Below are 25,191 nucleotides of genomic sequence, written 5' to 3' on the forward strand. Positions count from 1 at the left end.
GCGAACGCACTCCCGATTATCATCCGCCGTGTCCGAATGAGCCTTTCTTGGTCACCGGCCCGGCCGGCACCGATCCGGTGGAGACGGTGAAGAGACCTCCACCGGGGTCGCTGATGACGGACTCGGTCCCGCCGCCCGGGGACGGAGCCAGGGGAGTGGCGGTTCCTCCTGCCCCGCGTGCGGCGGCGATGACCGGTTCCACGTCGTCGACCCGGAAGTGCACGTGCCAGCGTGGCCGCACGCGGGGGTCGGGAGATTCCCCGACGCCGCCTCCGCGCACGGTGGCCACGGTGTTCTTGACCTGCCGCACGGTGACGGTGTCGTTCTCGTAGGCGTAGGCGACCTCGCAGCCGCCGGGTTCGCCGGAGGCCCAGTCGAAGATCTGTGCGTAGAAGATGGCGGCGTCGAACGCGTCCCGGGTGCGCAGTTCGAGAAAGGCCGGTGGGTTGCCGTGCTCGTCCGACCAGCGAAGCGCCCGGCCTTCCCAGAAGCCGAAGACGGCCCCGTCGCGGTCGGCTGCCACCGCGCCCCGGCCCAGGGGGAATCGCACCGGACCGACGGCGACGGTGCCGCCGCGCTCACGGACCCGGGCCGCGGTGGCGTCCGCGTCCGCCACGGCGAAGTACGGGGTCCACGACCCGCCCACCGGCCGCCCGCCGGCCGCTTCACCCATCCCGGCCACCGGCCGCCCGTGGGCGAGGGCGACCGAGAAGCCCGTTCCCAGGCTGCCCGGCCGGAACTCCCATCCCAGAACGGCCGAGTAGAAGTCCTGCGTGGCGCGCAGGTTGCGGGTCATGAGGTTGACCCAGCACGGTGTTCCGCACACCGGCATGACGTGCCCTGTGGGCGTCATCAGCGTTGTCTCCTCGCCCCCCGCACGATGCGCTGTCAGCGGCCGAGTGCCTCGCACAACTCCTGCTTGTTCATCGTCGAGCGGCCCTCGACGTGCTTCTTCTTCGCCTCTTCGTAGAGCTGGTCCTTCGTGGGCCCCTGCGCTCCGCGACGGGACCGCTCACCGCCACGCTGTGGGGCGGATTGCGGATCGCGCAGGGAGGTCCTGCTCGCCGTCTTCGCCTCTCCCGCGCGGGCCCGCTCCTTGTTGACGGTGCGCGCGGCAAGTTCCTTCGCGCGCTCCTCGGAGGCACCACGTTCCTGGGCACTCTCCTTGATGTGCTCGTACTGCCGCTCCCGCTTACGACTCGATCCTGCCGGCATCACATCGTTCCCTTCCTGCATCCGGCCCTGCGCGCGGCAGCCCGGGTGGCGATTCCCTCGCGCCGTGCGACGTCCCCTACCGAGCCGCCGCACGCACTCCACCCATACGCCCACAACGCCCCGTACGCCACCGGACTCCTGTCCGCCAATCCGTCGCCGCCCCCGGCAGGTTCACGCACCGACAGGTACCGATGGCCGCACGAACTCCGAGCTCTGCAAGCACATTCCCGCCGTGCGCGTTCACACGCGGGGCCGGTAACCCAGGGCCCGGACGATCTGCCCGGCGTTCCCGTACCGCTCGTCCGCGGGCAGGTCCCGTACGGCTTCGAGCAGTGGGTCCGGCACATGCTCCTCGGCCAGGGTCCGCAGGAGTGACTTGCGGTCGGCCGGGAAGTCGCTGCGGTTCAGATGCCGTGCCAGGTCGGACCTGAGCCGTCCGGCCTCGGCCTCGGCACGCGCCCGGTCCCTTCCTGCACCGGGCGGCGGAACGGGACCGCCGACGTCCACCCTCACATCGTCGTCGGCCGCCGGCTCGGGGTCGTACGACTCCACGGTGTGGGTGGGGTGTCCGGACCTCAGATAGTCCTTGAGCTCGTGCTTTCTCTCGTCGTCCATCCACGGACTGACCTGGCTGCTTCCTCGCTCCATGGTCAAGCACCTCCTAGGCCTCCGTCGCTGGCACAGGCGCGACCTCGCTCAGCCTTGGATCTCATTGTGCTCTGCGTGTCCGTCGATGGCGATCTTGCGATCTTGTGGGGCTCGGCGCGCCCGGCGATCCGGTAGCACAGGGGCAGCACCTGCTTTCGTCGCGCTCGGCGCCGGTGTGCTCCCCCATGCGTTTCACCTGACATCCGCTGTGGCAAAGTCATCCATTGGATGACAAATTGGATGTCGTCCAGTCGATGACGTGACTTCGCAGGAGAGCACGGTGCCCACAGCAGCCCCGCGCGATGCGTCCCCGTACCCGGATCCGGGCGCGCTTTCCTTCCTCGCCGCCGCAGCGGCGCTGGAAGCCATCGACGCAGCCGTGCGCGGCGCCCGCGCCCGGGACGGGACACCGCCCTCTTCACTCGCGGGACGCGAGCAGGTGCTGGCCTCGCTCCTGCTGCTGCGCGAGGTGCGCGAACAGCTCGCGCGCGCCGACCACCGCGACCTCGCAGGCCGGATCGACTCCATCACCCACCACACCGGCCAACTGCGTCGGAACGCCACCGTCCGACGCCAAGAGGCCTGAACGAGCCCGCCCGGCTGCGCAAATCGCAGCCGCGACCGTCATCCCGCCCGGCCTCGACCGCCGAAGCGAGTACGCCGGGCTCCGGCGGGCCGATCCCGAGGGGCAACGGTACGGATGCCGACCGAGACTGGTTCCATGAACCCGTACGAGGGACTGGCAACGGTGAAGTTGGCGGACGACTCAACAGTCCGCGTGTGGGCCGAGGTCTCGCTCGATGAGAACCCCGACGACACCGCCGGGCCCATCGACACGCCTCGATGGACAGCCCGGCTCACAGCCCCCGGTGGCGAAACACTGCTGCTCCGGGGCTGCGTGACCCTGATCCTCGACTCCGGTGCCCGCTGGCCGGCCGAGGTGACCTCCTCGCACCCGTCATCCGGACCCCACTCGCCGAACTGGACCGAGGTCAAGGGCGCAGGCCCCGCCGTGAGCCGGACGACGTGATCGCCTGCTGCCCCTGCATCGCAGAGAGCGCACGGCCGATCTCGTTCCCGCGCCCGCTGCACGAGGCGGCGGGCTACGACGGTGTGCGCGGAGGTCCACCCGGCCACGGGCGACTTCTCGGCGCGACCCGTCGATCAGCGCTCCGGCTGCTCGGCCACCCGCAGCAGCAGCTTGCCCGTCGAGGTGCGTCCACCCATCAGCGTGTGGGCGTCGGCCGCCGCGGACAGCGGGAACTCCGCACTGATCGGCACGTCCACGACGCCGTCCACGACGGTACGGAACGCGCGTTCGACGAGCGGGCGCAGAACCTCGGGCGCGGTCCGTGCGAGCGACAGGATGGAGAAGCCCGCGACCGAGCCGCCCTGCCCCATGAGCTCGGCCGGTCCGACCTGCCAGGGCTCGGCCCCGCTCGCGTTGCCGAACGACACCAGTCGCCCGAAGACGGCCAGCACGCCGAGACCGCGGCGGAGAGTGTCGCCGCCCACCGGATCGAGCACCAGATCCACTCCCCTGCCGCCGGTGGCACGCCGGATCCCGTCCGCGAAGGCGTCGCCCACGAACACCTCGTCGTAGCCGTACTCGCGTGCGTATGCGGCCTTGGCCGCGGAGGAGACGACGCCGTACACCGCGCCCGCTCCGGCTGCCCGGGCCAACTGCCCGGCGACGGTGCCGACACCGCCCGCAGCACCGTGCACCAGCACGCTTTCGCCGGCGCGCAGCCGCCCCACCTCGTGCAGCAGCGCATGCGCGGTCGGCAGCACGGTGGGCAGTGCGGCCGCGGCCCGCAGGTCCACCCCCTTCGGGAGCGGGAAGACGGTGGCGGCCTCGGCAACCGCGACCTCCGCGTAGGCGCCGCCGGCGGTGAGCGCCGCGACCTCCTGCCCCGGACGCAGCCCCTCGACCCCGTGACCGACGGCGCGGACGCGCCCCGAGACCTCCAGCCCGGGGACGTGGGGCAGGGTCTCCACCCGGTATCCCTCGGACCGCGCCTTGAGGTCCGCGAAGTTCACTCCCGCGTAGGCGACGTCGACGCTGACCTGGCCAGGTCCCGGTTCGGGGATGCCGGCCCGCACCACCTTCAGCACTTCGGGACCGCCGTACTCCTGGAACTCGACAGCGCGCATGGAAGACCCCTCCACGAGTGTTCAATGAAAAGCGAACACTCGGACTGTATGATCGCCATCGAACACTTGGCAAGTGGCGCCGGACGCAACGAGGAGAGCGGCATGGAGGACCCCACGACAGGCAGCGGACACCGCCCCGCCCCCGTACACACCGATCCGGACGAGGTTCCCCTCCTGGCCGCACTGTCCGCGCTGGCCGATCCCGTGCGCATTCAGCTGGTCCGCGAGCTGGGCGGCTCCCCGGAGTGGACACGCAGCTGCGGCAGCTTCGACGTGCCGGTCGGCAAGGCTGCGCTCAGCCACCACTTCTCCGTGCTGCGCGGCGCCGGCCTGGTCGAACAGCGCGATCAGGGGCCCAAGCGGGTCAACCGACTACGACGGGAGGAGTTCGACGCGCGCTTCCCCGGTCTCCTCGAACTGGTCCTGCGCGCCGACAGCCCTCGTCGGTGATTTCTGCCACCGGTCGGGGCAGGGCCCTGTCGAACGGATGGCCGTCACGGGATATCTTGATGTCAAGCAATGTTGCAGACGTGGAGCGGAGCACCCGGTGACTGACTCGACCATCATCTATACGCACACCGACGAGGCCCCGGCGCTGGCCACGTACTCGTTCCTGCCCGTGATCGAGGCGTACGCCTCGACGGCCGGGGTCACCGTGGAGAACCGCGACATCTCCCTGTCGGGACGGATCATCGCCGCGTTCCCCGAGCGCCTCGACGAGAACCAGCGCATCGATGACGCTCTCGCCGAGCTCGGCGCGCTGGCCAAGACGCCCGGCGCGAACATCATCAAGCTGCCGAACGTCTCGGCGTCGATCCCGCAGATGAAGGCGGCGATCGCCGAACTGCAGCAGCAGGGTTACGCACTGCCGGACTACCCGGACGACCCGCAGACGGACGAGGACAAGGACGTCCGCGCGCGCTACGACAAGATCAAGGGCAGCGCGGTCAACCCGGTGCTGCGCGAGGGCAACTCCGACCGCCGCGCCCCCGCGTCCGTGAAGAACTACGCCAAGGCGCACCCGCACCGCATGGGCGCCTGGACGGCCGACTCGAAGACGAACGTCGCGACGATGGGCGTCGACGACTTCCGCTCCACCGAGAAGTCCGTCGTGATCGCCGAGCCGGACACGCTGCGCATCGAACTCGTCGGCGACGACGGCACCACCACCGTGCTGCGCGAGTCGGTACCGGTCCTCGCGGGCGAGGTCGTGGACGCGTCCGTCCTGCGTGCCGCACCGCTGCGCGAGTTCCTGACCGAGCAGATCGCCCGGGCCAAGGCCGAGGGCGTGCTGTTCTCCGTGCACCTGAAGGCCACGATGATGAAGGTCTCCGACCCGATCATCTTCGGCCACGTGGTCCGCGCCTTCTTCCCGAAGACGTTCGCCAAGTACGGCGAGACGCTGGTCGCCGCGGGCCTGTCCCCGAACGACGGTCTCGGCGGCATCCTCAAGGGTCTGGACTCGGTGCCCGACCTGGGCGCCGAGATCAAGGCGTCCTTCGAGGCCGAGCTGGCCGAGGGCCCGGCCCTCGCGATGGTCGACTCCGACAAGGGCATCACCAACCTGCACGTCCCGAGCGACGTCATCGTCGACGCCTCCATGCCGGCCATGATCCGCACCTCCGGCCACATGTGGGGCCCGGACGGCAAGGAGGCCGACACCCTCGCCGTCCTCCCGGACAGCAGCTACTCCGGCGTCTACCAGGTCGTCATCGACGACTGCCGTGCGCACGGCGCGTTCGACCCGGCCACCATGGGCTCGGTCTCGAACGTCGGCCTCATGGCGCAGAAGGCCGAGGAGTACGGCAGCCACGACAAGACCTTCGAGATCCCCGCCACGGGCACCGTGCGCCTCGTCGACCAGGCCGGCAACGCCGTGCTGGAGCAGCAGGTCTCGCAGGGCGACATCTTCCGCGCCTGCCAGGCGAAGGACCTGCCGATCCAGGACTGGGTCAAGCTCGCGGTCACCCGCGCCCGCGCGACCGGCGTCCCGGCCGTGTTCTGGCTGGACGAGACCCGCGCCCACGATGCGCAGATGATCGCCAAGGTCAAGACGTACCTCGCCGACCACGACACCGACGGTCTGCAGATCGAGATCATGTCGCCGGTCGAGGCCACCGCCTTCTCCCTGGAGCGCATCCGCCGTGGCGAGGACACCATCTCCGTCACCGGCAATGTGCTGCGTGACTACCTGACCGACCTGTTCCCGATCCTGGAGCTGGGCACCAGCGCCAAGATGCTCTCGATCGTCCCGCTGATGGCCGGCGGCGGCCTCTTCGAGACGGGCGCCGGCGGCTCCGCCCCGAAGCACGTCCAGCAGCTCGTCAAGGAGAACTACCTGCGCTGGGACAGCCTCGGCGAGTTCTTCGCCCTGGCCGCCAGCTTCGAGCACCTGGCGACCACCACGGGCAACGCGCGCGCCCAGGTTCTCGCCGACACCCTCGACCGCGCCACCGGCACCTTCCTCAACGAGGACAAGTCGCCGAGCCGCAAGCTGGGTGGCATCGACAACCGCGGCAGCCACTTCTACCTGGCCATGTACTGGGCCCAGGAGCTGGCGAAGCAGACGGACGACCCGCAGCTCGCGGAGGCGTTCGCCGGTCTCGCCAAGACGCTGACCGAGCAGGAGCAGACCATCGTCGACGAGCTCATCGCCGTGCAGGGCTCGCCGGTCGACATCGGTGGCTACTACCACCCCGACGCCGCCAAGGCCTCGGCCGCCATGCGTCCGTCGGCGACGTTCAACGAGGCCATCGCGACCCTCGGCTGACCTTCGGGCCACCCGACGACCGCGGTCGTTCCGCCCCGGCTGCACTTCCGTGCGGCCGGGGCGGTGCCGTATCCGGACACACCGCCGGCTCGGTCCTACTGGGGGCACCGTCCGTCGGCGTGCTCGCGTGCGAGCCGGTCCCGGTACGGATTCCCGGCCGACCTCCGTCTAGGCTGTGGACGACGCTGTTCATACCTGTGACCTGCGGGTATGCAGAGGCCTGTGCATCCCTCACAGCTCTGTCGACCGCCCCGCCGACCGACCCGGAGTAGCACGTGTCCGCAACCCTGACCGTCGCCGTCGCCCAGCCCGTCTGTCTCCACCTCGACGTCGCCGCGAACGCCACCGCCCATGCGGCGGCAGTCGCTGAAGCCCGGGCGCGGCTGGTCGTCTTCCCGGAGCTGTCGCTGACGGGCTACGACCTCACCGCCCCGGCCGTCTCCCCCGACGACGCCCGCCTCGGGCCGATCGTCTCCGCATGCCGCGCCACCGGGGCGACGGCGCTGGCCGGGGCCCCTGTGCGCGACGCCGACGGGCGTGAGCACATCGCCACGCTCGCCGTCACGGGAGAGGGCGCGCGCGTCGTCTACCGGAAGATGTGGCTGCACGGCGAGGAGTTCGACCGTTTCAGCCCGGGCGAGAAGCCGGAGGTCCTGGGTGTCGGCGGGGTGCGGCTGGGGCTTGCGATCTGTTACGACGCGGCTGTCCCCGACCATGCAGCCGACACCGCTGCCTTGGGCATCGACGCGTATGTGGCAAGCACCCTCTACGGTGCGGGTCCCGAATCGGCCGCCCGGCGCGACGGGCACATGAGCGAGCGGGCCGCGGCCCACGGTGTGTGGGTGGTGCTGTCCACCTCGGCAGGGGCCGGCGGGACCTATCCGCAGACGTCGGGCGGCTCCGGAATCTGGGCTCCGGACGGGGCGGTGGTCGTTCAGGCCGGACCGGAGCCCGGGGCCATGGTGTCGGCGTCCCTCGGCGGGTCCTGACGCACCATCTCGGCGGTGATCGCCCACCGCTCGTGATCGCGCCACGCCCCGTCGATGAAGAGGAAGTCCGGGGAGAAGCCTTCGAGGCGGAAGGCGGCCCGGCGCACCAGGGCGATCGAGCCCGCGTTGGCGGGCTGGATGTTCGCTTCCAGACGGTGCAGGCCCAGCGGCCCGAAGGCGTGGCGCATCACCAGGTCGAGCCCCTCGCTCATCAGGCCGCGCCCGGCCGCGTGGGCGAACGCTCCGTATCCCAGCGCGCCGCAGCGGAAGGCGCCGCCGACGATGTTGTTGATGTTGATGAAGCCTGCGATGGGGCCGCTTCCGGCCACGGTCCCGTTCCTGTCGTCGACTGCACGTTCGCAGACGAGGAAGCCCGCCTTTGTGGCGTCCTCCGTCAGCCGGCCCGCGTACGCGGCGTACGCACGCGCGTCGTCGGGCGGGAACAGCCACGGGTGGTGCATGCCGCGGCTCTCCTTGGCGCGGTCGGTGAACTCTTCGGCGTCCGCGGGGGTGAAGGGGCGGATCGCCGTGCGTGCGCCCTCGGCCAGGTAGGCGTTCTCAGACATCCGGACAGCGTAGGCAACCGCCGCCGGCCTCACTTCGCGCGGCGGCGGAAGAGATAGCCGCCGCACACCAACCCGGCGACGAACATCGCCAGCAGCACCGCCGCGAGCGGCATCGTCACCAGGGGGATCAGCAGACGGATCGTGACTTCACCGGTGTTCTCGACGATGAAGACGAGCGACAGGATCGCGATGACGAGAACAACGATGCGGGAGGGCGAGAACGCTCCCACGGCACCCTTGCCGCCGCTCGACACGTCCTTCGGGCTCATGGTCCGGCCCCTTCTCTGGTCCTGATACGTCATCGCCCCCGGTACCAGGATGTCTCCATCCGGCGCCCGGGGGCGGTGGTGAGCGGCCGTACGGGTGACGGACCGGCCCGCGTCGGCCTGCCAGGTCTCAGTTCACCCGGCCGCCGACCAGGGGCAGCTCCAGCACCCCCGTGTCGTCCGGGGCGCTGACGACCCTGACCGGCTTGATGCCGCGGTTGCCGAAGTACGCGCCGTCGCTGGCCGCGATCACGAACTCGAGCCGGTGCCCCGCCCGGTACCGGTGCACGATGCCCGGCAGCTGCACGGTGAACTGCCGGGTGACGTCCGGTACCCGCACCGGGGACACGAGGCGGTTCACCAGCGTCCTGGAGCCGTCCGGCGCCACGTCGTACACCTTGGCGAACAGGACCAGCTTGTCGGCGGCGTCACCGCTGTTCTGTACGCGCTCCGTCTTCGGCGAGACGACCTTCAGGATGGCCCTCGGCGCGCCGACGACATCGACGGCGGAGGTCAGCGGGGCGCTGGTCCAGCCGAGGTAGGTGCCGTGGGTGTCGTACGGCTCGGGGTCGGGCAGTCCGATGATGCCGGCGAGCGAGTTCTCCGAGTGGCTGGTCGGCACCGGCCAGTTGGCGTACCGGCGGCTGCCGCGGGTGACCTCGGAACGGTTGTCGACAAGCTTGCCGTCACCGGAGAGGTAGACCTTCTGCGACAGCGCGGGCACGGCGGCCGCGGTGCCGTAGCCGCTCTGCCAGTCACGGTAGTAGGCGAACTCGGGGCCGGTGTCGGTGTTCTTCCTGTGCTGGAGGTAACGGTCGAACCAGGCCAGGACGCGCTGTCCGACGTAACTGGTCTCCAGGTTGCCTTCATTCAGGTCGAGTTCACCGGGCACCTGACCGCCGCTGTGACCCCAGGACTGCCAGATCATTTTTGTCGTGGTGCCCTGCGACTTGAGCGTCCGGTACGTGGCGGTGGCCTCGTTCAGGTTGAACAGGCTGTCGGTCTGGCCCTGGACCAGCAGGGTGGGCGCCTTGACCTTGCCGAGGTAGGAGACCGGGGAGACGCTGCGCGCGTAGTCGAGCATCGCGCCGGTCCTGTCGGCCGGGTAGCGGCCGGAGTTGAGCAGCCGGATCGTGTCGCAGGCCTGCGGGGCGAAGTGCGGACAGGTGAGGTTGCCGAACCGGGACGGGTCGAGGCTGGGGGCGAGAATCGTCTGCCCCTCCCCCATCAGGTAGAAGCCGTTGGTCCACTGCCACTTGAAGACACCTGGGGTGTCCGAGGAGACGCCCTTGCTCGTGGCCGTGTTGTTTGGATCGAGCGCGTACGACAGGTCGTTCCAGGTGATCAGCGGAACCAGGGCGTCGACGCGGCGGTCGACGGCTGCCGTGGCCAGCTGGATGGCGCCGCCGTACGAGCCGCCGATCATGCCGACGCGCGGGTCGCCCTTGCCGTCCTTGGAGACGAAGTCGGCCTTCGTCCCGTCGTCGGCGGCGCGGGTCCCGGCGAGGAAGTCGATGAGTCCGGTGGCGGCCCTGCCGTCGATCAGCGGGTCGTCGAGTGTGATCAGACAGCCGGACTTGCCGAAGCCGAGGCCGGAGTAGACGAGTCCGACATAGCCGCGGGAGGCGAAGGCCCTGCCGATGGCGTCGGTCGAGCCGTCCGACTTGCTGCCGCCGAAGCCGTTCGTGGCGAGGACGGCGGGGGCGGGGTGAGCGGCGTCGGCCCCGGCGGGGCGGTAGAGGTCGGCGTCGACGGCGCAGGAGCGACCGCCTGCCGTGACCGTGAACTTCAGTGCGGTGACGGTGTATTCGGAGGCGGTGGCCGTGGTGGCTGCGTGTGCCGCGCCGGTGAGGGCCAGAGGTGCGGCGAGCGCCACCCCGGCTACGTAGGCGAAGAACTTACGGGACCGGGATCTGCGAACAGCGCGTGCCACGAAGACCTCCACAGCGAGGGCAGCTTACCGACCAGTAGGTACTGGGGCGCGCTCATGCTGTGATACGTGTCATAACGGTGTCAACGCTCGCGACAGCGTTTCCTGAAGGATGTTCAACTTCTTCGCATCCGCAGTACGTTCAGACCAGCGCGGGCACCTCGACCGTGAGCGTGCCCGGACCGCCGTCGTCCGGCGCGTCCAGCACCGCGGGCACACCGAGTGGGACCGTCAGCGCCGTCGGGCCGTGCCCGAAGCCCAGCTCCTCGACGACGGGCACGCCGAGCCCGCCGAGCCGGTCGGCGAGGACCGCACGCACCTCCTCGTACGGTTCGCAGCCCTTCCAGGAGCCGCAGGCGACCCCGGATATCCCGGACAGCGCCCCGGCCCTCAGGAGTTGGGTGAAGATGCGGTCGAGGCGGTACGGATCCTCCGTCGTGTCCTCGATCATCAGCAGCCCGCCCCGGGCGGACGTCCGGGCGTGCGGGGTGCCGATGTCGGCGGCGAGCAGGCTCACACAGCCGCCGTATGTGATGCCGCGGGCCCGGCCGGGCACCAGCACCCCGGCCGTACGAAGGCCGAGGGTCCGTACCGACTCCGGCTCGAACAGGGTGGCCCGCAGCGATTCCTGGGTGTCCGGATCCTTGAGAAAGGCCTCCGTGGCGGCCATCGGGCCGTGCAGCGTCGAGAGCCCCATGCGCGGCGAACGCCTCGTGCAGCACCGTGATGTCGCTGTAGCCGACGAACACCTTGGGCCCGGCCGCGCGCATCGCCGCCCAGTCGACCAGGTCGACCATGCGGTGTGCCCCGTACCCGCCGCGGGCGCACAGCACCGCCTCGACCGACGGATCGCACCAGGCCTCCTGGAGGTCCCGGGCACGCTCCTCGTCCGTACCCGCGAGATAACCCAACTCCGGGTGCAAGGCGCGGACATGAGGCATCTCGACGGGCTCCAGGCCCCAGCCGCGCAGCACATCGAGTCCTGCTTCGAGGCGGCCGACGGGCACCGGTCCGCTGGGCGACACGACGGCGACCCTGGCACCGGGCCGCAGGCGGGCGGCACGTGTCAGAGGAGTCAGAGTCACTTCTTCAGCTCCAGTTGCGGTACGTCGGGGCGGTCGATCCCGAAGGTCTGTGCATACAGGGAGAGTTCGGCCTCCAGCGCGGCGATCATGGTGTCGGCGCGCCGGAATCCATGGCTCTCTCCCTCGAACGCGAGATACGCGTGCGGGATGCCGCGGCCTTCGATCGCAGCCAGGAACCGCTCGCACTGGGCCGGCGGGCAGATCACGTCGTCGAGCCCCTGGAGCAGCAGGAACGGGGTGGTCAGCCGGTCCGTCCGGTTGATCGGCGACCGTTCGCGGTAGCGGTCCGGGACCTCGGCGAGCGGGCCGACCAGGGACTCCAGGTACTGCGACTCGAAGTCATGGGTCTCGTCGGTGCCCCAGCCGGTCAGGTCGAGGATGGGGTAGCTGACGGTGCCGCAGGCGTAGACATCGGTGCTGGTCAGCGAGGCGGCGGTGGTCCAGCCACCGGCGCTGCCGCCGCGGATGGCGAGCCGGTTCGGGTCGGCCGCGCCCTCGGCTGCCAGCGCCTGGGCGACGGCGGCGCAGTCCTCCACGTCGACGACGCCCCACTCTTGGCGCAGCCGGTTGCGGTACGTCCTGCCGTAGCCGGTGGAGCCGCCGTAGTTGACCTCGACGACGCCGATGCCGCGCGAGGTGAAGTAGGCGATCTCCAGGTCGAGGACGAGCGCGGCGTGCCCGGTGGGACCGCCGTGCGCCCACACCACGTAGGGCGGCAACTCGCCTTCCGGACCGATCCGTTCGGGGTTGCACGGCGGGTAGATGTGGGTGTGGATGTCGCGGCCGTCGGGCCCGGTGAAGGTGCGCTGGTGAGGTTCGGGGTAGTACGCGGGATCGACTTCGTCCCGGTGCCGGGCGCCGATGATCCGGCTGCGGCCGGTCGTGGTGTCCAGCTCCACGATCTCGTACGCGCTCCGCGGGCTCGCGGCGACACCGATGACCCGGCTGCCGTGCACGGCGAGCGTCTCGGCCCATTCGGTCCAGGGCCCCGCGATGTCGGCGAGTTCGCCGGTCTCCGGATCGAGGATGCCGAGGGTGGTGGTGCCCTTGCCGTGGATGGTGGCGATCAGTCCGTTCTCCAGTGGCCGGAACCAGCCGAGCCCGATCTTCCAGAGCGGTCCGGCGAACTCCTGCTCCTGTGTGCAGAGCGCCACCGTGCCCCGGTACGGATCGGCGCGGTAGAGGTTCCACCAGCCGCTGCGGTCGCTCGCGAAGAGGAGCTGTCCGTCGGTGGTCCATTCGATCTGTGGCACCGACTCCTCGGGTCCGCCGCCGAAGCTCCAGGCGCTGTGGAACGTGCCGTCGTCGGCGATGTCGGCGAGCATCACCTCGGTGCCGTCCCATGGCATCCGCGGATGATCCCAGGCGATCCACGCCGCCCGCCGCCCGTCGGGCGAGACCTTCGGTCCGGTGACGAAGCGGTGCCGGTCGTCGGAGAGTTCGCGCACCGCGCCACGGTTGTCGGCCGCCGATCCGTCCAGCGGCACGGCGGCGATCACCCGTCGCACCTCGGTGGGCGCCTCGCCGGTGAACTCCTCCAGGACACACCACACTTCGCCCTGCTCGCCCCGGTCGAGGTGCAGTTGCGGGTCGACCCAGCGCAGTCCGCCGCCGACGTCCGACAGCGGGGTGAGCGGCCACGGTTCTCCGGGCCCGTCCGGCGCGTACGCGTACAGCCGCTGGTCGGCGAAGTTCACGAAGACGACGAGCGGTCCGCCGTCGGTGCGCCCGGCGCCGGCCCAGGGCCGTCCGCCGTACTCGATGACGCGGCTGCGGACGTTCCACGGAACAGGCAGCACGGACTCGGTGGTCCCGTCCGCCCGGCGGCGGACCAGGGCGCGGCGCCCCGCCTCGGCGGGGCGCGGCTCCGTCCACCACACTTCGTCGCCGACCACGCCGACGTATTCCGGGCGGCCGTCGTGCGACGCGGCCAGCCGTGCGTCGATCGGTGACGGCCATGTTCCGTAGGCCCCTGTGGACACCATGATCAAATCCCCCCGTGCGGGTCAGGCCGTGCGCAGATAGTGGTCGAGTACGCGGACGCCGAAGTGCAGCGCCTCGACGGGCACGCGTTCGTCGACGCCGTGGAAGAGCGCCTGGTAGTCGAAGCCCACCGGGAGCTTCAGCGGCGAGAAGCCGTAGCCGGTGATGCCGAGGCGGGAGAACTGCTTGGCGTCCGTGCCGCCCGACATGCAGTACGGCACGACATGACCGTCCGGGTCGAAGCGTTCGACGGCGGCGCGCATCTTCGCGTAGGTCGGCGAGTCGACCGGGGCCTGCAGGGCGATCTCGCGGTGGTGGAACTCCCAGTCGACATCGGGTCCGGTCAGCCGGTCCAGGGTGGCGTGGAACTCGTCCTCGCCGCCCGGCACCATGCGGCCGTCGATGTAGGCGACGGCGTGGCCCGGGATCACGTTGACCTTGTAGCCGGCCTCCAGCATCGTCGGGTTGGCGCTGTTCCTGACGGTGGGTTCGACCAGTGCTGCGGCCGGTCCGAGCTTGCCGAGGAGTTCGTCCACGTCGAATCCGGGAGCGTCGACATCCACCTGGATCCCGTGCAGAGCGGCGATCTCGGTGAGCGCCGCGCGTACGGTCGGGGTGAGCCGCACCGGCCATTCGTGCGCGCCGATCCGGGCGACGGCGGCGGCGAGTGTGCTGACCGCGTTCGCCTTGTTGACCTTGGAGCCGTGGCCCGCCTTGCCGTGTGCGGTGAGCTTCAGCCATCCGGTGCCGCGTTCGCCCGCGGCGATCGGGTAGAGCGGCATCCTCGGTCCGGCGTGGAAGGTGAAGGCACCGGACTCGCTGATGCCCTCCGTACACCCTTCGAAGAGTTCGGGGTGCTGGTCGGCGAGGAAGCCGGAGCCGTCGGCGGCGCTGGCCTCCTCATCCGCGGTGTACGCGATCACGATGTCCCGGCGGGGCCGGATGCCGGCCCGGGCCCAGGCACGGACGACCGCGAGGACCATCGCGTCCATGTTCTTCATGTCGATCGCGCCACGGCCCCAGACGACCCCGTCACGGACCTCCCCGGAGAAGGGGTGCACGGTCCAGTCGTCGGCCTCGGCGGGCACGACGTCGAGATGCCCGTGCACCAGGAGCGCGTCGGCGGACGGGTCGGTGCCCTCGATCCTGGCGACCACGTTGGTGCGGCCCGGGGTGCGTTCCAGCAGCGTGGGCACCAGTCCCGCGGCGGCCAGCCGTTCGGCCACGTACTCGGCGGCGGGGCGCTCCCTGCAGTCGCCGTCGCCCCGGTTCGTCGTGTCGATCCGGATCAGTTCGGAGGTAAACGTCACCGATTCGTCGAGCGCCAGATCGTCGACGGATTCCTGGGGCGTGGTCACCTCAGCCATACTGCTCCTCCACAGCGGACGACACGATCGTCGTCACCGCCTTGAACGTGCGAATACCTTCGTACATCGTCGTACTGGTGTAGGCGACGCGCCGCTCACCGCTCGGCGCCACGCCGGGGACGACGGTCGCAGCCGCTGCCAGATGCTCGGCGTCGAACTCCAGCTCCACGGTGAACGAGCCGCCCCGCACCGGATCACGGCGCCCGGCGAGCGCGGTCGCCTCCTTCGCGGCCGCACGGATGTCGGCGGCGGTACGGGCCGGGGTGCGGCACACCGCCGCATACCGCGACACATAGTCCTTCACGGCGACCTTGCAGGCCTCGGGGGCATATCCGTCCGCGTCCACGCAGGTCAGGTTGTCGCCGGTGACGAGGACGACGGGCACGCCGTACTCGGCGGCGACATGGGCGTTGAGCAGCCCCTCGCTGGCGCGGACGCCGTTCAGCCAGACGCCGGTGATGGAGTTGGCGAGGTAGGTGTGCGCGAGCACGCCCTCCGTACCGGCTCCCGTGTGGTAGCCGACGAAGGCGATCGCGTCGACGTCCCCGTACTGGATGCCCTCCACCATGCTGAGGGACTTGTGCTTGCCGGTGAGCATCTGGACCCGGTCGTCGAGCCGCTCCAGCAGGAGGTTGCGCATGGACCAGTGCGCCTCGTTGACGAGCACCTCATCGGCTCCCCCGTCGTAGAAGCCGAGAGCCGCCGCGTTCACATCGGAGGTGAACATCGAGCGGCAGCGCTCCCACTGCGGGGTGCCGGGCAGCACATCGGCCGGCCAGGTCACCCCCGTGGCACCTTCCATGTCCGCGCTGATGAGGATCTTCACGATGTACCGGTCCTCTCACAGGTCAGAAGTCGTTGCGATCTTCCTGCCGCAACACCGTACGCGGCGGTGGAGTCCCAGGCCAGAGGTGTTTTCAGCTCCAGAGGTCCAGTCCAGTGCAAGATCGTTGGGATCTCGGAGCCGGGCGTGCGGTGAGTTCGGCGCCCGCAGTACGAGGTCGGTGACTGCACCGGCGACGGGGCTCGGCGGTGCGGGTCAGCGCCCGGGTTCGCGTCGCTTGCGGGCTGCCCCGATGAGGCCGCAGCCCGTCAGTACGGTCCCGCCCGCGAGCACCCCGAGGCCTGCCAGGACCAGGGTGCTCAGGCCCGTGCCGGCCAGGGCCGGCTGTGCGGATGGCCCGCCGCCGGTGGCTGCCTGGCGGATGAGATCGGCGACGGCGTCCGGGTGCGACACCAGGGCGACGTGGGAGGCGTCGACCTCGACCGTCCGCGCGTGGGCGCGCTGCGCCTCGAAGCGCTCGAGGGCCGGGGAGATGGCCTTGTCCCTGGTGGAGACCAGGGCCCAGGACGGGATGGTCTTCCACGCGGCTTCGGCAGCCTTGTCCATGAACGCGGAGGCGACGATGGGGCGTTGGGTGGCAGCCATCACGGCCGCCACGGCCGCGGGGAGGTCCGCGGCGAAGGCCTGGTGGAACTTGGCGGCCTGCAGGTAGAGGTCGGTACCGTTGGTGCCGTCGGCGTTGCGGAACGGTACGGGCCTGAGGGCCGCGGCGAGTTCACTGCCCGGGAACCTGTCGCCCAGTGCGCCGAGGGCCTCGCCCTTGTCCGGCATGAACGCGTTCACGAACACCAGAGACTTCACCTGGGAGTTCCCGGCGGCGGCGGTGCTGATCACCGCGCCACCGTAGGAGTGCCCGACCAGCACGATCGGTCCCTGGATGCTCTTGAGGAAGCTGGCTATGTACGCGGAGTCCCCCGCCAGTCCCCGGAGCGGATTGGCCGGGGCGACGACGCTGTACCCGTCCCGCTGCAGCCGTTCGGCCACGCCGTTCCAACTGGAGGCGTCGGCGAACGCACCGTGCACCAGCACCACGGTCGGCCTGGTCACGACTGTGGTACCCGTGTCGGCCGCTGCCGATCCGGCGGCTCCGGCGAGGACCGTCGTGGTCAGCGCCGCGGCGATCGCACGCCCACGACGGGAACGTGTCGGACGTATTCGCCGGTGCCGCGGTGCGAGAACGGGTGACACAGTCATGCGGTTCTCTCTTCGGGAGGAGGGGGACGACGCACCCAGCGTTTCCGGAGTCGGCAGGTACGGCGCGGCCCGGGAAGCAGCGGAGTGACATCGGCCGACCGTCCGGGTGAAGACAGCTCCTGACCGCATGGCGACCGGCGGATCGGGTCACCTTTTGCCGGCCCGGGGTACGGCTCCGTTCCCGGACGGACCGGGCGGGCTGCCCGGTCCGCGCTCTCCTCCGAAGGACAGCGCCCCCCTCAGGAGGTCTTCAGAAGTACCTCGATCCGGGCCAGTTCCTCGTCGCTGAACTCCAGGTGACGCACCGCGTCGACGCTGTTCTCCAACTGGGCGACACTGCTCGCCCCGACCACGGCCGACGTGACCCGTCCGCCCCGCAGCACCCAGGCCAGCGCCATCTGCGCCAGGGACTGCCCGCGCTCGGAGGCGACCTTGTCCAGTGCGCGCAGCCGGCTGATCAGCTCCGGGGTGACCGACTCGGGCGTCAGGAAGGGGCTGTCGCCCGCCGCGCGCGAGCCCGCCGGGATCCCCTGCAGATAGCGGTCGGAGAGGATGCCCTGTTCCAGCGGCGAGTAGGCGATGGAGCCGACGCCCAGCTCGTCCAGCGTCGTGAGCAGGCCGTCCTCGACCCAGCGGTCCAGCATCGAGTAGCGCGGCTGGTGGATCAGCAGCGGGGTGCCGAGGTCCTTGAGGATCCTGGCCGCCTCCCGGGTCTGCTCCGGCGAGTAGTTGGAGAGGCCGACGTAGAGCGCCTTGCCCTGCCGTACCGCGGAGTCCAGCGCCCCCATGGTCTCTTCGAGCGGGGTGTCCGGGTCGGGCCGGTGGGAGTAGAAGATGTCGACGTAGTCGAGGCCGAGCCGGGTGAGGCTCCGGTCGAGCGACGAGAGCACGGACTTGCGCGATCCCCACTCCCCGTACGGCCCGTCCCACATCAGGTAGCCCGCCTTGGTGGAGATGACGATCTCGTCCCGGAGCCGGGCGAAGTCCGTCCTCAGGGCGCGTCCCATCGCGCTCTCGGCGGCGCCGGGCGGCGGGCCGTAGTTGTTGGCGAGATCGAAGTGTGTGATGCCGAGGTCGAACGCCCGGCGGAGGATCTGCCCCTGGGTGTCCGCGGTCCGGTCGCGTCCGAAGTTGTGCCAGAGGCCGAGCGAGAGCGCGGGGAGCAGCAGACCGCTGCGTCCGGTGCGCCGGTACGGCATGGCCTGGTAGCGGTCGGGCGACGGGAGGTACATGCGGGGCTCCACGGAGAGAGGAAGGGGTGCGGGAATGCGCCGGTCTCCAGGCTCCCCGACATCGATCCAGCAGTCCAACAGAAGATTCAGGTTGGATTTATCGTCTATGTTTCTCAATCATGGAGTTGCGCCAGCTGGAACATTTCATCGCCGTCGCCGAGGAGCAGCACTTCACCCGTGCCGCCGAACGGGTCGCCGTGTCGCAGTCCGGGCTGTCGGCCTCCATCCGCTCCCTGGAACAGGAGTTGAAGACCCCGCTGTTCAGCCGGACCACCCGCACCGTGCGGCTGACCGAGGCGGGCCGCGCGCTGCTCGTGGAGGCGGAGCGCACGCTGGCGGGCGCACGGGCGGCGAAGGACGCCGTCGATGCGGTGCGGGGACTGCTGCGCGGCACGCTGACGGTGGGGGTCGAGCAGTGTGTGGCCGGTGTGCGGGTCCCGCGGCTGCTCGCGGCCTTTCACCGCAAACACCCGCAGATGGAGATCCGGCTCCGCCAGGAGGGCACGTCGAGTCTGCTGGACGGGGTGGCGGGTGGCCGGCTCGACGTCGCGTTCGCCGCGGCGGTGAGTGCCGGGGAGTGGCGTGGCAAGCTGATCCCGCTGGCGCGGGAGCGCATGGTCGTCCTGTGCGCCCCCGGTCACCGGTTCGCGCAGGCGCCCCGCGTCCCGTTCGACGAGCTTCCCGGTGAGTCGTTCATCGACTTCCATCCGGACTGGGGGCCGCGCCGCGCAGCCGACGAGGCGTTCGCGACGGCGCGGGTGCGCCGCACGGTGGGCCTTGAGGTGAACGACGTGCACAGCCTGCTGGAGCTGGTGCACGAGGGGCTGGGGATCGCCGTGGTGCCGCACCACTTCTCGCGCAAGCCCGAGGCCCTGGGGCTGGTCGCGGTGGAGCTGGACGGGGCCGACCAGCCTTTCTACGAGAGCGTCGTGGTGCTTCCGGCCGCCGGGGCGACGAGCCCCGGCGCCCGCTCGCTGATGACCTTGGTGCGCAGCGACGTGCGCGACGGCGCCACGCGCTGACCGCGGTCACCCGCCCAGCGCCGTCGCGAAGGCTCCCGCCTTCTGCTCGACCCCGCTGCACGTGTCGCTCGCCTTCGTGGTGTCCTCGTCGGTGCATTCCCGGTCGCGGAAGGTGGCCCACATGGAGAGCGCACCGACGCCGGTCCGCCGGGCGAAGGCGCGCAGAGAGGCGGCGTCGGCGAGGGTGAACGTCTCTCCGGCCATGTCGTTGACACCGAGCATCACCGTGATGTGCAGGGCCTGCCAGGCCTCGGAGTCCGACAGACCGAGTACGTCGGTGAGCTGATCGTGGGTGGCTTCGGCGGCCTGCTGCGCATAGTCGCTCATGTCGCCGTCGTGGGACGTGCTGTAGTTCATGGCCATGATGTTCACCGCGGAGAGGTCGACCTTCTGCTCGGCGGCGTCGCTCAGGAGGTCCGTGCCGGTGGTCTCCAGGCCGTCCGGCATCACGGGCAGGGTGTACGTGACGTCGAGGTGCCGCTTCTTCTGGAGCAGGCGGAGCGCCTTGTCGCGGAGGGTAAGCGACGCCCGGTCGGTCAGCGCGTCACCTTCGATGTCGAAGTCGGCCTTGGTGGCGCCCACGGCGTCGAGCACCTGGGCGTAGGCGTCGGCCAGTTCCTCGGCACTGTCGCAGGCGAGTGCCAGCTCGGTCCCCGCGGCCCCGCCGAACGAGACCCGGATGTCCGCACCGGTGGCGGTGAGTGCGGCGACGCGTGAGGCCACCGCATGGCTGGTGGGCTCGGCGGTGCCGCCCCAGAGCGGGGTGCAGGTGTCGTCGTCGGCGACGACAAAGGCGAGGTTGTACGTGTCCGGGGAACCGACGGAGTCGGTATCGGCCGCGGTCGTCGCGCTGACGTACGGGGTGTAGGCGGTCGTGGCGGCGGAGGCCGTGGGGCCGCCCGGGCGGGAGTCGCCGCCCTGGTTCGCCGCCGCGCCCGTCGTACACGCCGAGCAGGCGAGCCCGAGTGCGACGAGTCCGGCCACGACGGCGGTCGCCCGCCTCGCACGCCCCGCCGCGCCCTTCGGAGAGCCCTTCGGTGAAATGCGCATAAAGTTTGCACCTGCTCTCGTGAGAATTGTCCCGAAACAGCAACAATGAAGAACGGGGAACACCGAAAACCTCTCACACATCGCCATGTGTCCGAACCCGGATGTTTTCCCCTCGGGCCCACCGAAGATCCACCCCGGGATTATTCATTCGCCCTCTGGCAAAAGGGATATGATGATGCATCATATATCCCGCACGGAGCCCGGCTCGCGGTCGCGTTCTCAGTTCATCCACAGACTTCCCGCTTTCTCACAGCGTTCGGCCAGAAACGGCTCAGACTTCGCACATCGCAGTTCGTCAGCATGCGCAAATGCATTCCGACACCGCCATCGAGAAAAATCCGACCGGACACGGCCGGCGCAAACACGCCGGCCTGCGCAGGCCCCTGGCCGGCACCGCAGCGCAGGAAGGTCCCGTCTTCGTGGACACCTCCGGGCGCCGGGCCCGGTTGCTCCGCCGTGCGGGTATCGCCCTGGGCATCGCCTGTGTCGGTTACGCGGCCGTGCTGGGCCTCGCCTTCATGGGCGGCATCTCCATGTCGCCCTCGGAGCTGCTTCCCTTCGACGGCGCGCCCTCCGCCCAGGGCGGCCCCAACGGGATCACCCCACCGGGAGTCACCGGCGCACCCCCGAGCGGTCCTCCCGCCGACGGGGCGGGCCCGTCGCCCTCGGCATCCGTGTCCGTGTCGGTGTCCGCGACCACGGGGACCGGCTGATCCATGATGAACCGGAATCAGGTACGACCCCAGCGACGGCATGCCACGCCGAGCCGGATCGAACGCGTCCGCCGCCAGGCGGTTCCCAAGCCGCGGGTGATCATCGCCCTGCTGCTCCTGCTCGGCCTCGTCTCCGTGATGCTGCTCGACGGCTATCTGCGGGCCGAGGTCGGAAACGACCAGCGTGTCCGCTCCGACGCGAGCGCGAGCAAGGTGCCCGACAGCGTCCTCGACGGCGGGCCGTTCCTCAGCTTCCAGGGCGGCACGGCGCGGACCCGGTCCGTACCCGACAAGACGATCGTGCTCACCTTCGACGACGGCCCGGACCCCGAGTGGACCCAGAAGGTGCTCGACATCCTGGACGACAACGATGTGCCCGGCACGTTCTTCCTGGTCGGCTCGATGGTCTCGCGCTACCCGGATGTGGTGCGCCGGATGGTCGACGACGGCAACGAGGTGGGCGTCCACACCTTCACCCATGTCGATCTCTCGTACCAGAGCGCGGCCCGCGTCACTCGGGAGATCGCACAGACACAGCTCGCGCTGGCGGGAGCCGCGGGCATCACGACGACCCTCTTCCGCGCCCCGTACTCGTCGACGAACGACGCGATCGACAACTACAGCTGGCCCGTCTACAAGAAGCTCGGCGCGATGGGGTACACCAGTGTCTTCATCGACACGGACAGCGAGGACTGGCAGCAGCCGGGCGTCTCCAAGATCATCAAGTGGGCCACACCGAAGAGCGGAAAGGGCGCCTCGGTGCTCTTCCACGACGCGGGCGGCAACCGCGCCCAGACCCTCGAAGCGCTGCCCCAGTACATCAAGAAGATGAAGTCGAAGGGCTATACCTTCACCACGGTCAGCGGCGCCCAGCAACGAGCACAGGGACAGCAGGGACAGGGACAGCAGGCACAAGGGCAGCAGGCACAGGGACAGCAGACGCAGGCGCCGCAGGGCACTCCCGGCACCGCGGGCAACACCCTGCAGAGCAACCCGGAGCAGGCCGCGCACCGCACGGCCGACACCGCTACGCTCTGGGAGGGCCGCGCCCTCCTCGGTGCGGTCGCCGTCGCGGAGTGGACCGTGCCCGGTCTGGCCGCGGTCTTGGCGGTCGTGGGCGTAGCCGTGTTGGGCAGGTTCGCGATGATGCTCGTCCTCGCACGACGCCACTACCGGCAACGCAACAGACGCAGGTTCACCTGGGGGCCCTCGGTCACCGAACCGGTCAGCGTGATCGTGCCCGCGTACAACGAGAAGGAGTGCATCGCCAACACCCTCAACTCCCTGGCCGCCAGCACCCATCCCATCGAGATCGTGGTCGTCGACGACGGCTCGACCGACGGCACCGCCGAGATCGCCGAGTCCCTGGGGCTGCCGAACGTGCGGGTGATCCGCCAGCCGAACGCGGGCAAGCCCGCCGCGCTCAACAACGGTGTGCGGCACGCGCATTACGACATCGTGGTGATGATGGACGGCGACACCGTCTTCGAACCCGACACCGTTCAGCGACTCGTGCAGCCGTTCGGCGACCCGGAGGTCGGTGCGGTCGCCGGCAATGCCAAGGTCGGCAACCGCACCACCATGATCGGCGCCTGGCAGCACATCGAGTACGTGATGGGCTTCAACCTCGACCGCCGGATGTACGACCTGCTGCGCTGCATGCCCACCATCCCGGGCGCGATCGGGGCGTTTCGCCGCGATGCGGTGCTGGAGGTCGGCGGGATGAGCGAGGACACTCTCGCCGAGGACACCGACATCACGATCGCGCTGCACCGCGCCGGATGGCGCGTCGTCTACGCTGAGCATGCGCGCGCCTGGACCGAGGCGCCCGCCTCGCTGGGGCAGCTGTGGCGGCAGCGCTACCGCTGGAGCTACGGCACCATGCAGGCGCTGTGGAAGCACCGGAAATCGGTCACCGACCGGGGGCCGTCCGGTCGCTTCGGCCGGGTCGGGATGCCGCTGGTGGTCCTCTTCCAGATCGTCACGCCGGTCTTCGCACCGCTCATCGACGTGTTCACGGTCTACGCGATGATCTTTGTGGACTTCAAGGCGTCGCTGCTCGCCTGGCTGGCGGTGCTGCTCGTCCAACTGGTCTGCGCCGGCTACGCGTTCCGTCTCGACCGCGAGCGGTACCGGTATCTGCTCATGCTGCCGTTGCAGCAGATCGCGTACCGTCAGCTGATGTATCTGGTGCTGATCCACTCGTGCGTCACCGCCGCGACCGGCGGCCGGCTGCGCTGGCAGAAGCTGAAGCGCACCGGCGAGGTCGGTACACCGGCCCCCGGCACGGGGGTGCGCTGATGGGAGGCGCACACCGCAAGGGCGGACCGCAGACCGCGGTCCATGCGGAAGAGGCCGCCGCCGAGCCTGTGGTCCCGGCTGCCCCGAAAGGCGGCCGCGACCGCTACTTCGACGCGCTGCGGGCCTTCGCACTGGTCCGCGTCATCACGTACCACACGTTCGAGTGGCCCTGGCTGGGGCTGGTCTTCCCGTCCATGGGCGTGATGTTCGCACTCGCCGGATCGCTCATGGCTCGTTCGCTGGAGCGGCCCACGCTGCGCGTCATCCGCGGCCGGCTGCGCAGACTACTGATCCCCCTCTGGGTGTTCGCGCTGGTCATCGGTACGGCGATGCTGCTGCACGGCTGGCTGCCGGGACCCGATGTCCTGTACTGGGTGCTGCCGGTCGGTGATCCCCCCGGCAATGCGTGGGGCGAGCAGGCGTGGGCGGTGCTCTGGTACCTGCGCACGTATCTGTGGTTCGTGCTGCTGTCCCCGGTGCTGCTGCGCGCCTTTCGCCTGGCCCCGCTGCCCGTGCTCGCGCTTTCCCTCGTGCCTGTCCTGGCCCTGGAGACCGTGGGCAGTGTGCCGGACGGTCGCCTCGGCAGTACCCTCAGCGACCTGTCGGTGTTCCTGTTCTGCTGGCTGCTCGGCTTCGCCCACCGCGACGGTGTACTCGACCGGATGCGCCCCGCACTCGTCGTCACCGTGGCGCCGGTCCTGCTGGCGGCGGGCGCCTGGTGGGCCTTCCACCACCGGATCGACGGTTCCTACGATCTCGACGACATCCCGCTCGCCCAGGCGCTGTGGTCCGCGGGATTCGTGCTCCTGCTGCTCCGCTTCCGGCCCGACTTCGCCGGGCTCGCCCGGCATCGCGTGGCCGACCGGATCGTGAAGGTCTTCAATGCCCGTGCCGTGACGATCTATCTGTGGCACGAGGTCGCACTGATGGCGAGCGTCCCGCTGATCGATCTGATGTGGAACGTTCCCGCGTTCGAACGGGATCTGCCGCTGGACAGCATGTGGTTCCAGTTCACGGTCGCCTGGGTGCTGATCGCGGCGGCCGTGGCCCTGTTCGGCTGGGTCGAGGACATCGCAGCGAAACGGGGGCCACGACTGCTGCCGTGATCCCCGTGTCAGCCGCCGGCGAGGACGAACCAGCGGGCGGGCAGGTCGATGCGGGTGCCGTCGGGCAGGTACTCGGTCTGGGCGAGTGAGGTGTCCCCGGTGGCCAGTGTCGTCATCCCGGCCGCCCGCAGCAGATCCGGAATTTCCTCCTCGGTGGCGCCGGCCGGCTTGAGCCCGTGCTCGAAGACCCGCCGCAGTTTCCGGGGCGGTCCGCCCGGCGCCTGGGCGGCCTGCTGGAGCACGGTCCTGGAGGCGGGGGTCAGCTCGGCGACGAAGGCCCGGCCACGCTCCCCGATCAGCGTCGCGACGGCCGCGGCGACCGCCGCCCGGGCCGGCGGCTCGCTCTGATGGATCACCGCCCGCATATAGACGTTGGTGTCGCCGATCCGCTCGTGCAGAGCCCGCACCGCGTCACCGTCGACGAGGTTGAGCTGGGCGAACTCCGCGACGCCCGCGGTGTCCGCGCGGCGTGCGTGCTCGATGGCCGCGTGCGAGAGGTCCACGCCGATGGCGCGGGCGAAGCAGGTGGCGAGGTAGCGGGTCTGGGTGCCGTTGCCGCAGCCGAGGTCGACGACGGGCAGCGAGGCGTCGGCGTACGGAAGCAGCAGCTCGCTGTCGGGTACAGAGGTGAGGGACGGGTCCGAGTCCCAGATCGCCTCGCCGGGGGCGTCGGAGGTGGCCGACCAGAAGCCTTCCCACGACTCGCGGTAGCCCTGCGACACGTCCATACGCACTCCCGACTCCGTTGTATCCACC

At 70.2% G+C, this 25,191-nt stretch carries 23 protein-coding genes and 1 pseudogene; 9 read left to right on the forward strand and 15 right to left on the reverse strand.

Translation table 11 applies throughout. From position 1 onward, the window contains the following. Window positions 1-19: 19 nt before the first annotated feature. The 3 genes from OHA88_RS12015 to OHA88_RS12025 all read right to left on the reverse strand — a co-directional run bounded on the left by OHA88_RS12015 (window position 20) and on the right by OHA88_RS12025 (window position 1,863). On the reverse strand, window positions 20-853 hold the full coding sequence (locus OHA88_RS12015; RefSeq protein WP_267000031.1) for a VOC family protein: 834 nt from the start codon (window positions 851-853) through the stop codon (window positions 20-22). A gap of 35 nt (window positions 854-888) precedes the next feature. Next, window positions 889-1,215: a plasmid stabilization protein gene (locus tag OHA88_RS12020; protein ID WP_328625492.1), complete on the reverse strand. Its 327-nt coding sequence runs from the start codon at window positions 1,213-1,215 to the stop codon at window positions 889-891. 240 nt (window positions 1,216-1,455) lie between these two features. Further along, a complete protein-coding gene (locus tag OHA88_RS12025) occupies window positions 1,456-1,863 on the reverse strand; it encodes a DUF2795 domain-containing protein (protein WP_267000035.1) in 408 nt (135 codons plus the stop codon). A gap of 280 nt (window positions 1,864-2,143) precedes the next feature. Between OHA88_RS12025 and OHA88_RS12030 the strand changes: the two genes are divergently transcribed. Beyond that, window positions 2,144-2,449 carry a hypothetical protein gene (locus tag OHA88_RS12030; protein ID WP_443044213.1) on the forward strand — a complete coding sequence of 102 codons (306 nt, stop codon included), beginning with the start codon at window positions 2,144-2,146 and terminating at the stop codon, window positions 2,447-2,449. Window positions 2,450-2,584: 135 nt separating this feature from the next. Further along, a complete protein-coding gene (locus OHA88_RS12035) occupies window positions 2,585-2,893 on the forward strand; it encodes a hypothetical protein (protein ID WP_328625493.1) in 309 nt (102 codons plus the stop codon). A 134-nt stretch (window positions 2,894-3,027) separates the two neighbouring features. On the opposite strand, the gene OHA88_RS12040 is transcribed toward OHA88_RS12035, so the two are convergent. Beyond that, window positions 3,028-4,017, reverse strand: coding sequence for a quinone oxidoreductase family protein (locus tag OHA88_RS12040; RefSeq protein ID WP_328625494.1), 990 nt, complete (start codon window positions 4,015-4,017; stop codon window positions 3,028-3,030). Window positions 4,018-4,119: 102 nt separating this feature from the next. On the opposite strand from OHA88_RS12040, the gene OHA88_RS12045 reads away from it, so the two are divergent. The 3 genes from OHA88_RS12045 (at window position 4,120) to OHA88_RS12055 (ending at window position 7,776) form a co-directional block, all read left to right on the forward strand. Further along, on the forward strand, window positions 4,120-4,467 hold the full coding sequence (locus OHA88_RS12045; RefSeq protein WP_267007893.1) for an ArsR/SmtB family transcription factor: 348 nt from the start codon (window positions 4,120-4,122) through the stop codon (window positions 4,465-4,467). Between the two features lie 97 nt (window positions 4,468-4,564). After that, the gene (locus OHA88_RS12050; protein WP_328625495.1) at window positions 4,565-6,787 is read left to right on the forward strand and encodes an NADP-dependent isocitrate dehydrogenase; all 2,223 of its coding nucleotides are present in this window, start codon (window positions 4,565-4,567) and stop codon (window positions 6,785-6,787) included. A 275-nt stretch (window positions 6,788-7,062) separates the two neighbouring features. Further along, window positions 7,063-7,776 carry a carbon-nitrogen hydrolase family protein gene (locus tag OHA88_RS12055; protein WP_328625496.1) on the forward strand — a complete coding sequence of 238 codons (714 nt, stop codon included), beginning with the start codon at window positions 7,063-7,065 and terminating at the stop codon, window positions 7,774-7,776. Here the strand turns inward: OHA88_RS12055 and OHA88_RS12060 are convergent. The 9 genes and pseudogenes from OHA88_RS12060 to OHA88_RS12100 all read right to left on the reverse strand — a co-directional run bounded on the left by OHA88_RS12060 (window position 7,722) and on the right by OHA88_RS12100 (window position 18,243). Then, a complete protein-coding gene (locus OHA88_RS12060; RefSeq protein ID WP_328625497.1) occupies window positions 7,722-8,342 on the reverse strand; it encodes a GNAT family N-acetyltransferase in 621 nt (206 codons plus the stop codon). The two genes, OHA88_RS12055 and OHA88_RS12060, sit on opposite strands and share 55 nt — an antisense overlap. A gap of 29 nt (window positions 8,343-8,371) precedes the next feature. Continuing rightward, window positions 8,372-8,611, reverse strand: coding sequence for a LapA family protein (locus tag OHA88_RS12065; protein WP_267000047.1), 240 nt, complete (start codon window positions 8,609-8,611; stop codon window positions 8,372-8,374). A 127-nt stretch (window positions 8,612-8,738) separates the two neighbouring features. After that, window positions 8,739-10,553 carry a CocE/NonD family hydrolase gene (locus tag OHA88_RS12070; RefSeq protein ID WP_328625498.1) on the reverse strand — a complete coding sequence of 605 codons (1,815 nt, stop codon included), beginning with the start codon at window positions 10,551-10,553 and terminating at the stop codon, window positions 8,739-8,741. Between the two features lie 127 nt (window positions 10,554-10,680). Beyond that, window positions 10,681-11,623 (reverse strand): annotated as a pseudogene (locus OHA88_RS12075) (S66 peptidase family protein). Then, entirely contained in the window at window positions 11,620-13,608 is a 1,989-nt protein-coding gene (locus OHA88_RS12080) for a prolyl oligopeptidase family serine peptidase (protein ID WP_328625499.1), read from the reverse strand. The pseudogene OHA88_RS12075 and the gene OHA88_RS12080 overlap by 4 nt, the downstream one beginning before the upstream one ends. Window positions 13,609-13,629: 21 nt before the next feature. Then, complete coding sequence (locus tag OHA88_RS12085; protein ID WP_328625500.1) at window positions 13,630-14,973, reverse strand: M20/M25/M40 family metallo-hydrolase; 1,344 nt, start codon at window positions 14,971-14,973, stop codon at window positions 13,630-13,632. Next, window positions 14,966-15,799 carry a M55 family metallopeptidase gene (locus tag OHA88_RS12090; protein ID WP_328625501.1) on the reverse strand — a complete coding sequence of 278 codons (834 nt, stop codon included), beginning with the start codon at window positions 15,797-15,799 and terminating at the stop codon, window positions 14,966-14,968. The genes OHA88_RS12085 and OHA88_RS12090 overlap by 8 nt, the downstream gene beginning before the upstream one ends. Before the next feature lie 213 nt (window positions 15,800-16,012). Then, window positions 16,013-17,011, reverse strand: coding sequence for an alpha/beta fold hydrolase (locus tag OHA88_RS12095; RefSeq protein ID WP_267000059.1), 999 nt, complete (start codon window positions 17,009-17,011; stop codon window positions 16,013-16,015). A gap of 239 nt (window positions 17,012-17,250) precedes the next feature. Continuing rightward, window positions 17,251-18,243, reverse strand: a complete 993-nt coding sequence (locus tag OHA88_RS12100) for an aldo/keto reductase (protein WP_328625502.1) — start codon at window positions 18,241-18,243, stop codon at window positions 17,251-17,253. Between the two features lie 119 nt (window positions 18,244-18,362). Here OHA88_RS12100 and OHA88_RS12105 point away from each other — a divergent pair, with 119 nt between their 5' ends. Beyond that, the gene (locus OHA88_RS12105; protein ID WP_328625503.1) at window positions 18,363-19,265 is read left to right on the forward strand and encodes a LysR family transcriptional regulator; all 903 of its coding nucleotides are present in this window, start codon (window positions 18,363-18,365) and stop codon (window positions 19,263-19,265) included. Between the two features lie 6 nt (window positions 19,266-19,271). Here the strand turns inward: OHA88_RS12105 and OHA88_RS12110 are convergent, their stop codons facing one another. Further along, a complete protein-coding gene (locus OHA88_RS12110; protein WP_328625504.1) occupies window positions 19,272-20,315 on the reverse strand; it encodes a chitinase in 1,044 nt (347 codons plus the stop codon). Between the two features lie 308 nt (window positions 20,316-20,623). Between OHA88_RS12110 and OHA88_RS12115 the strand changes: the two genes are divergently transcribed. The 3 genes from OHA88_RS12115 to OHA88_RS12125 are packed head-to-tail and all read left to right on the forward strand — an operon-like array spanning window position 20,624 to window position 24,435. After that, window positions 20,624-21,028 (forward strand): hypothetical protein, encoded by a 405-nt coding sequence (locus OHA88_RS12115; RefSeq protein ID WP_328625505.1) that lies wholly within the window; start codon window positions 20,624-20,626, stop codon window positions 21,026-21,028. Window positions 21,029-21,031: 3 nt separating this feature from the next. After that, window positions 21,032-23,329 (forward strand): bifunctional polysaccharide deacetylase/glycosyltransferase family 2 protein, encoded by a 2,298-nt coding sequence (locus OHA88_RS12120; protein WP_328625506.1) that lies wholly within the window; start codon window positions 21,032-21,034, stop codon window positions 23,327-23,329. Then, window positions 23,329-24,435, forward strand: a complete 1,107-nt coding sequence (locus OHA88_RS12125) for an acyltransferase family protein (protein ID WP_328625507.1) — start codon at window positions 23,329-23,331, stop codon at window positions 24,433-24,435. The genes OHA88_RS12120 and OHA88_RS12125 overlap by 1 nt, the downstream gene beginning before the upstream one ends. An 8-nt stretch (window positions 24,436-24,443) precedes the next feature. Here OHA88_RS12125 and OHA88_RS12130 read toward each other — a convergent pair whose 3' ends face one another. After that, window positions 24,444-25,163, reverse strand: coding sequence for a methyltransferase domain-containing protein (locus tag OHA88_RS12130; protein ID WP_328625508.1), 720 nt, complete (start codon window positions 25,161-25,163; stop codon window positions 24,444-24,446). Window positions 25,164-25,191 lie beyond the last annotated feature (28 nt).

Source organism: Streptomyces sp. NBC_00353 (genome assembly GCF_036108815.1).
Taxonomy (GTDB): domain Bacteria; phylum Actinomycetota; class Actinomycetes; order Streptomycetales; family Streptomycetaceae; genus Streptomyces.

Coding starts and splice junctions, on each gene's coding strand:
- OHA88_RS12015 (WP_267000031.1), bottom strand. CDS start 853: ATGACGCCCACAGGGCACGTCATGCCGGTGTGCGGAACACCGTGCTGG.
- OHA88_RS12020 (WP_328625492.1), bottom strand. CDS start 1,215: ATGCCGGCAGGATCGAGTCGTAAGCGGGAGCGGCAGTACGAGCACATC.
- OHA88_RS12025 (WP_267000035.1), bottom strand. CDS start 1,863: ATGGAGCGAGGAAGCAGCCAGGTCAGTCCGTGGATGGACGACGAGAGA.
- OHA88_RS12035 (WP_328625493.1), top strand. CDS start 2,585: ATGAACCCGTACGAGGGACTGGCAACGGTGAAGTTGGCGGACGACTCA.
- OHA88_RS12040 (WP_328625494.1), bottom strand. CDS start 4,017: ATGCGCGCTGTCGAGTTCCAGGAGTACGGCGGTCCCGAAGTGCTGAAG.
- OHA88_RS12045 (WP_267007893.1), top strand. CDS start 4,120: ATGGAGGACCCCACGACAGGCAGCGGACACCGCCCCGCCCCCGTACAC.
- OHA88_RS12060 (WP_328625497.1), bottom strand. CDS start 8,342: ATGTCTGAGAACGCCTACCTGGCCGAGGGCGCACGCACGGCGATCCGC.
- OHA88_RS12065 (WP_267000047.1), bottom strand. CDS start 8,611: ATGAGCCCGAAGGACGTGTCGAGCGGCGGCAAGGGTGCCGTGGGAGCG.
- OHA88_RS12080 (WP_328625499.1), bottom strand. CDS start 13,608: ATGGTGTCCACAGGGGCCTACGGAACATGGCCGTCACCGATCGACGCA.
- OHA88_RS12085 (WP_328625500.1), bottom strand. CDS start 14,973: ATGGCTGAGGTGACCACGCCCCAGGAATCCGTCGACGATCTGGCGCTC.
- OHA88_RS12095 (WP_267000059.1), bottom strand. CDS start 17,011: ATGACTGTGTCACCCGTTCTCGCACCGCGGCACCGGCGAATACGTCCG.
- OHA88_RS12100 (WP_328625502.1), bottom strand. CDS start 18,243: ATGTACCTCCCGTCGCCCGACCGCTACCAGGCCATGCCGTACCGGCGC.
- OHA88_RS12105 (WP_328625503.1), top strand. CDS start 18,363: ATGGAGTTGCGCCAGCTGGAACATTTCATCGCCGTCGCCGAGGAGCAG.
- OHA88_RS12110 (WP_328625504.1), bottom strand. CDS start 20,315: ATGCGCATTTCACCGAAGGGCTCTCCGAAGGGCGCGGCGGGGCGTGCG.
- OHA88_RS12115 (WP_328625505.1), top strand. CDS start 20,624: ATGCATTCCGACACCGCCATCGAGAAAAATCCGACCGGACACGGCCGG.
- OHA88_RS12120 (WP_328625506.1), top strand. CDS start 21,032: ATGATGAACCGGAATCAGGTACGACCCCAGCGACGGCATGCCACGCCG.
- OHA88_RS12125 (WP_328625507.1), top strand. CDS start 23,329: ATGGGAGGCGCACACCGCAAGGGCGGACCGCAGACCGCGGTCCATGCG.
- OHA88_RS12130 (WP_328625508.1), bottom strand. CDS start 25,163: ATGGACGTGTCGCAGGGCTACCGCGAGTCGTGGGAAGGCTTCTGGTCG.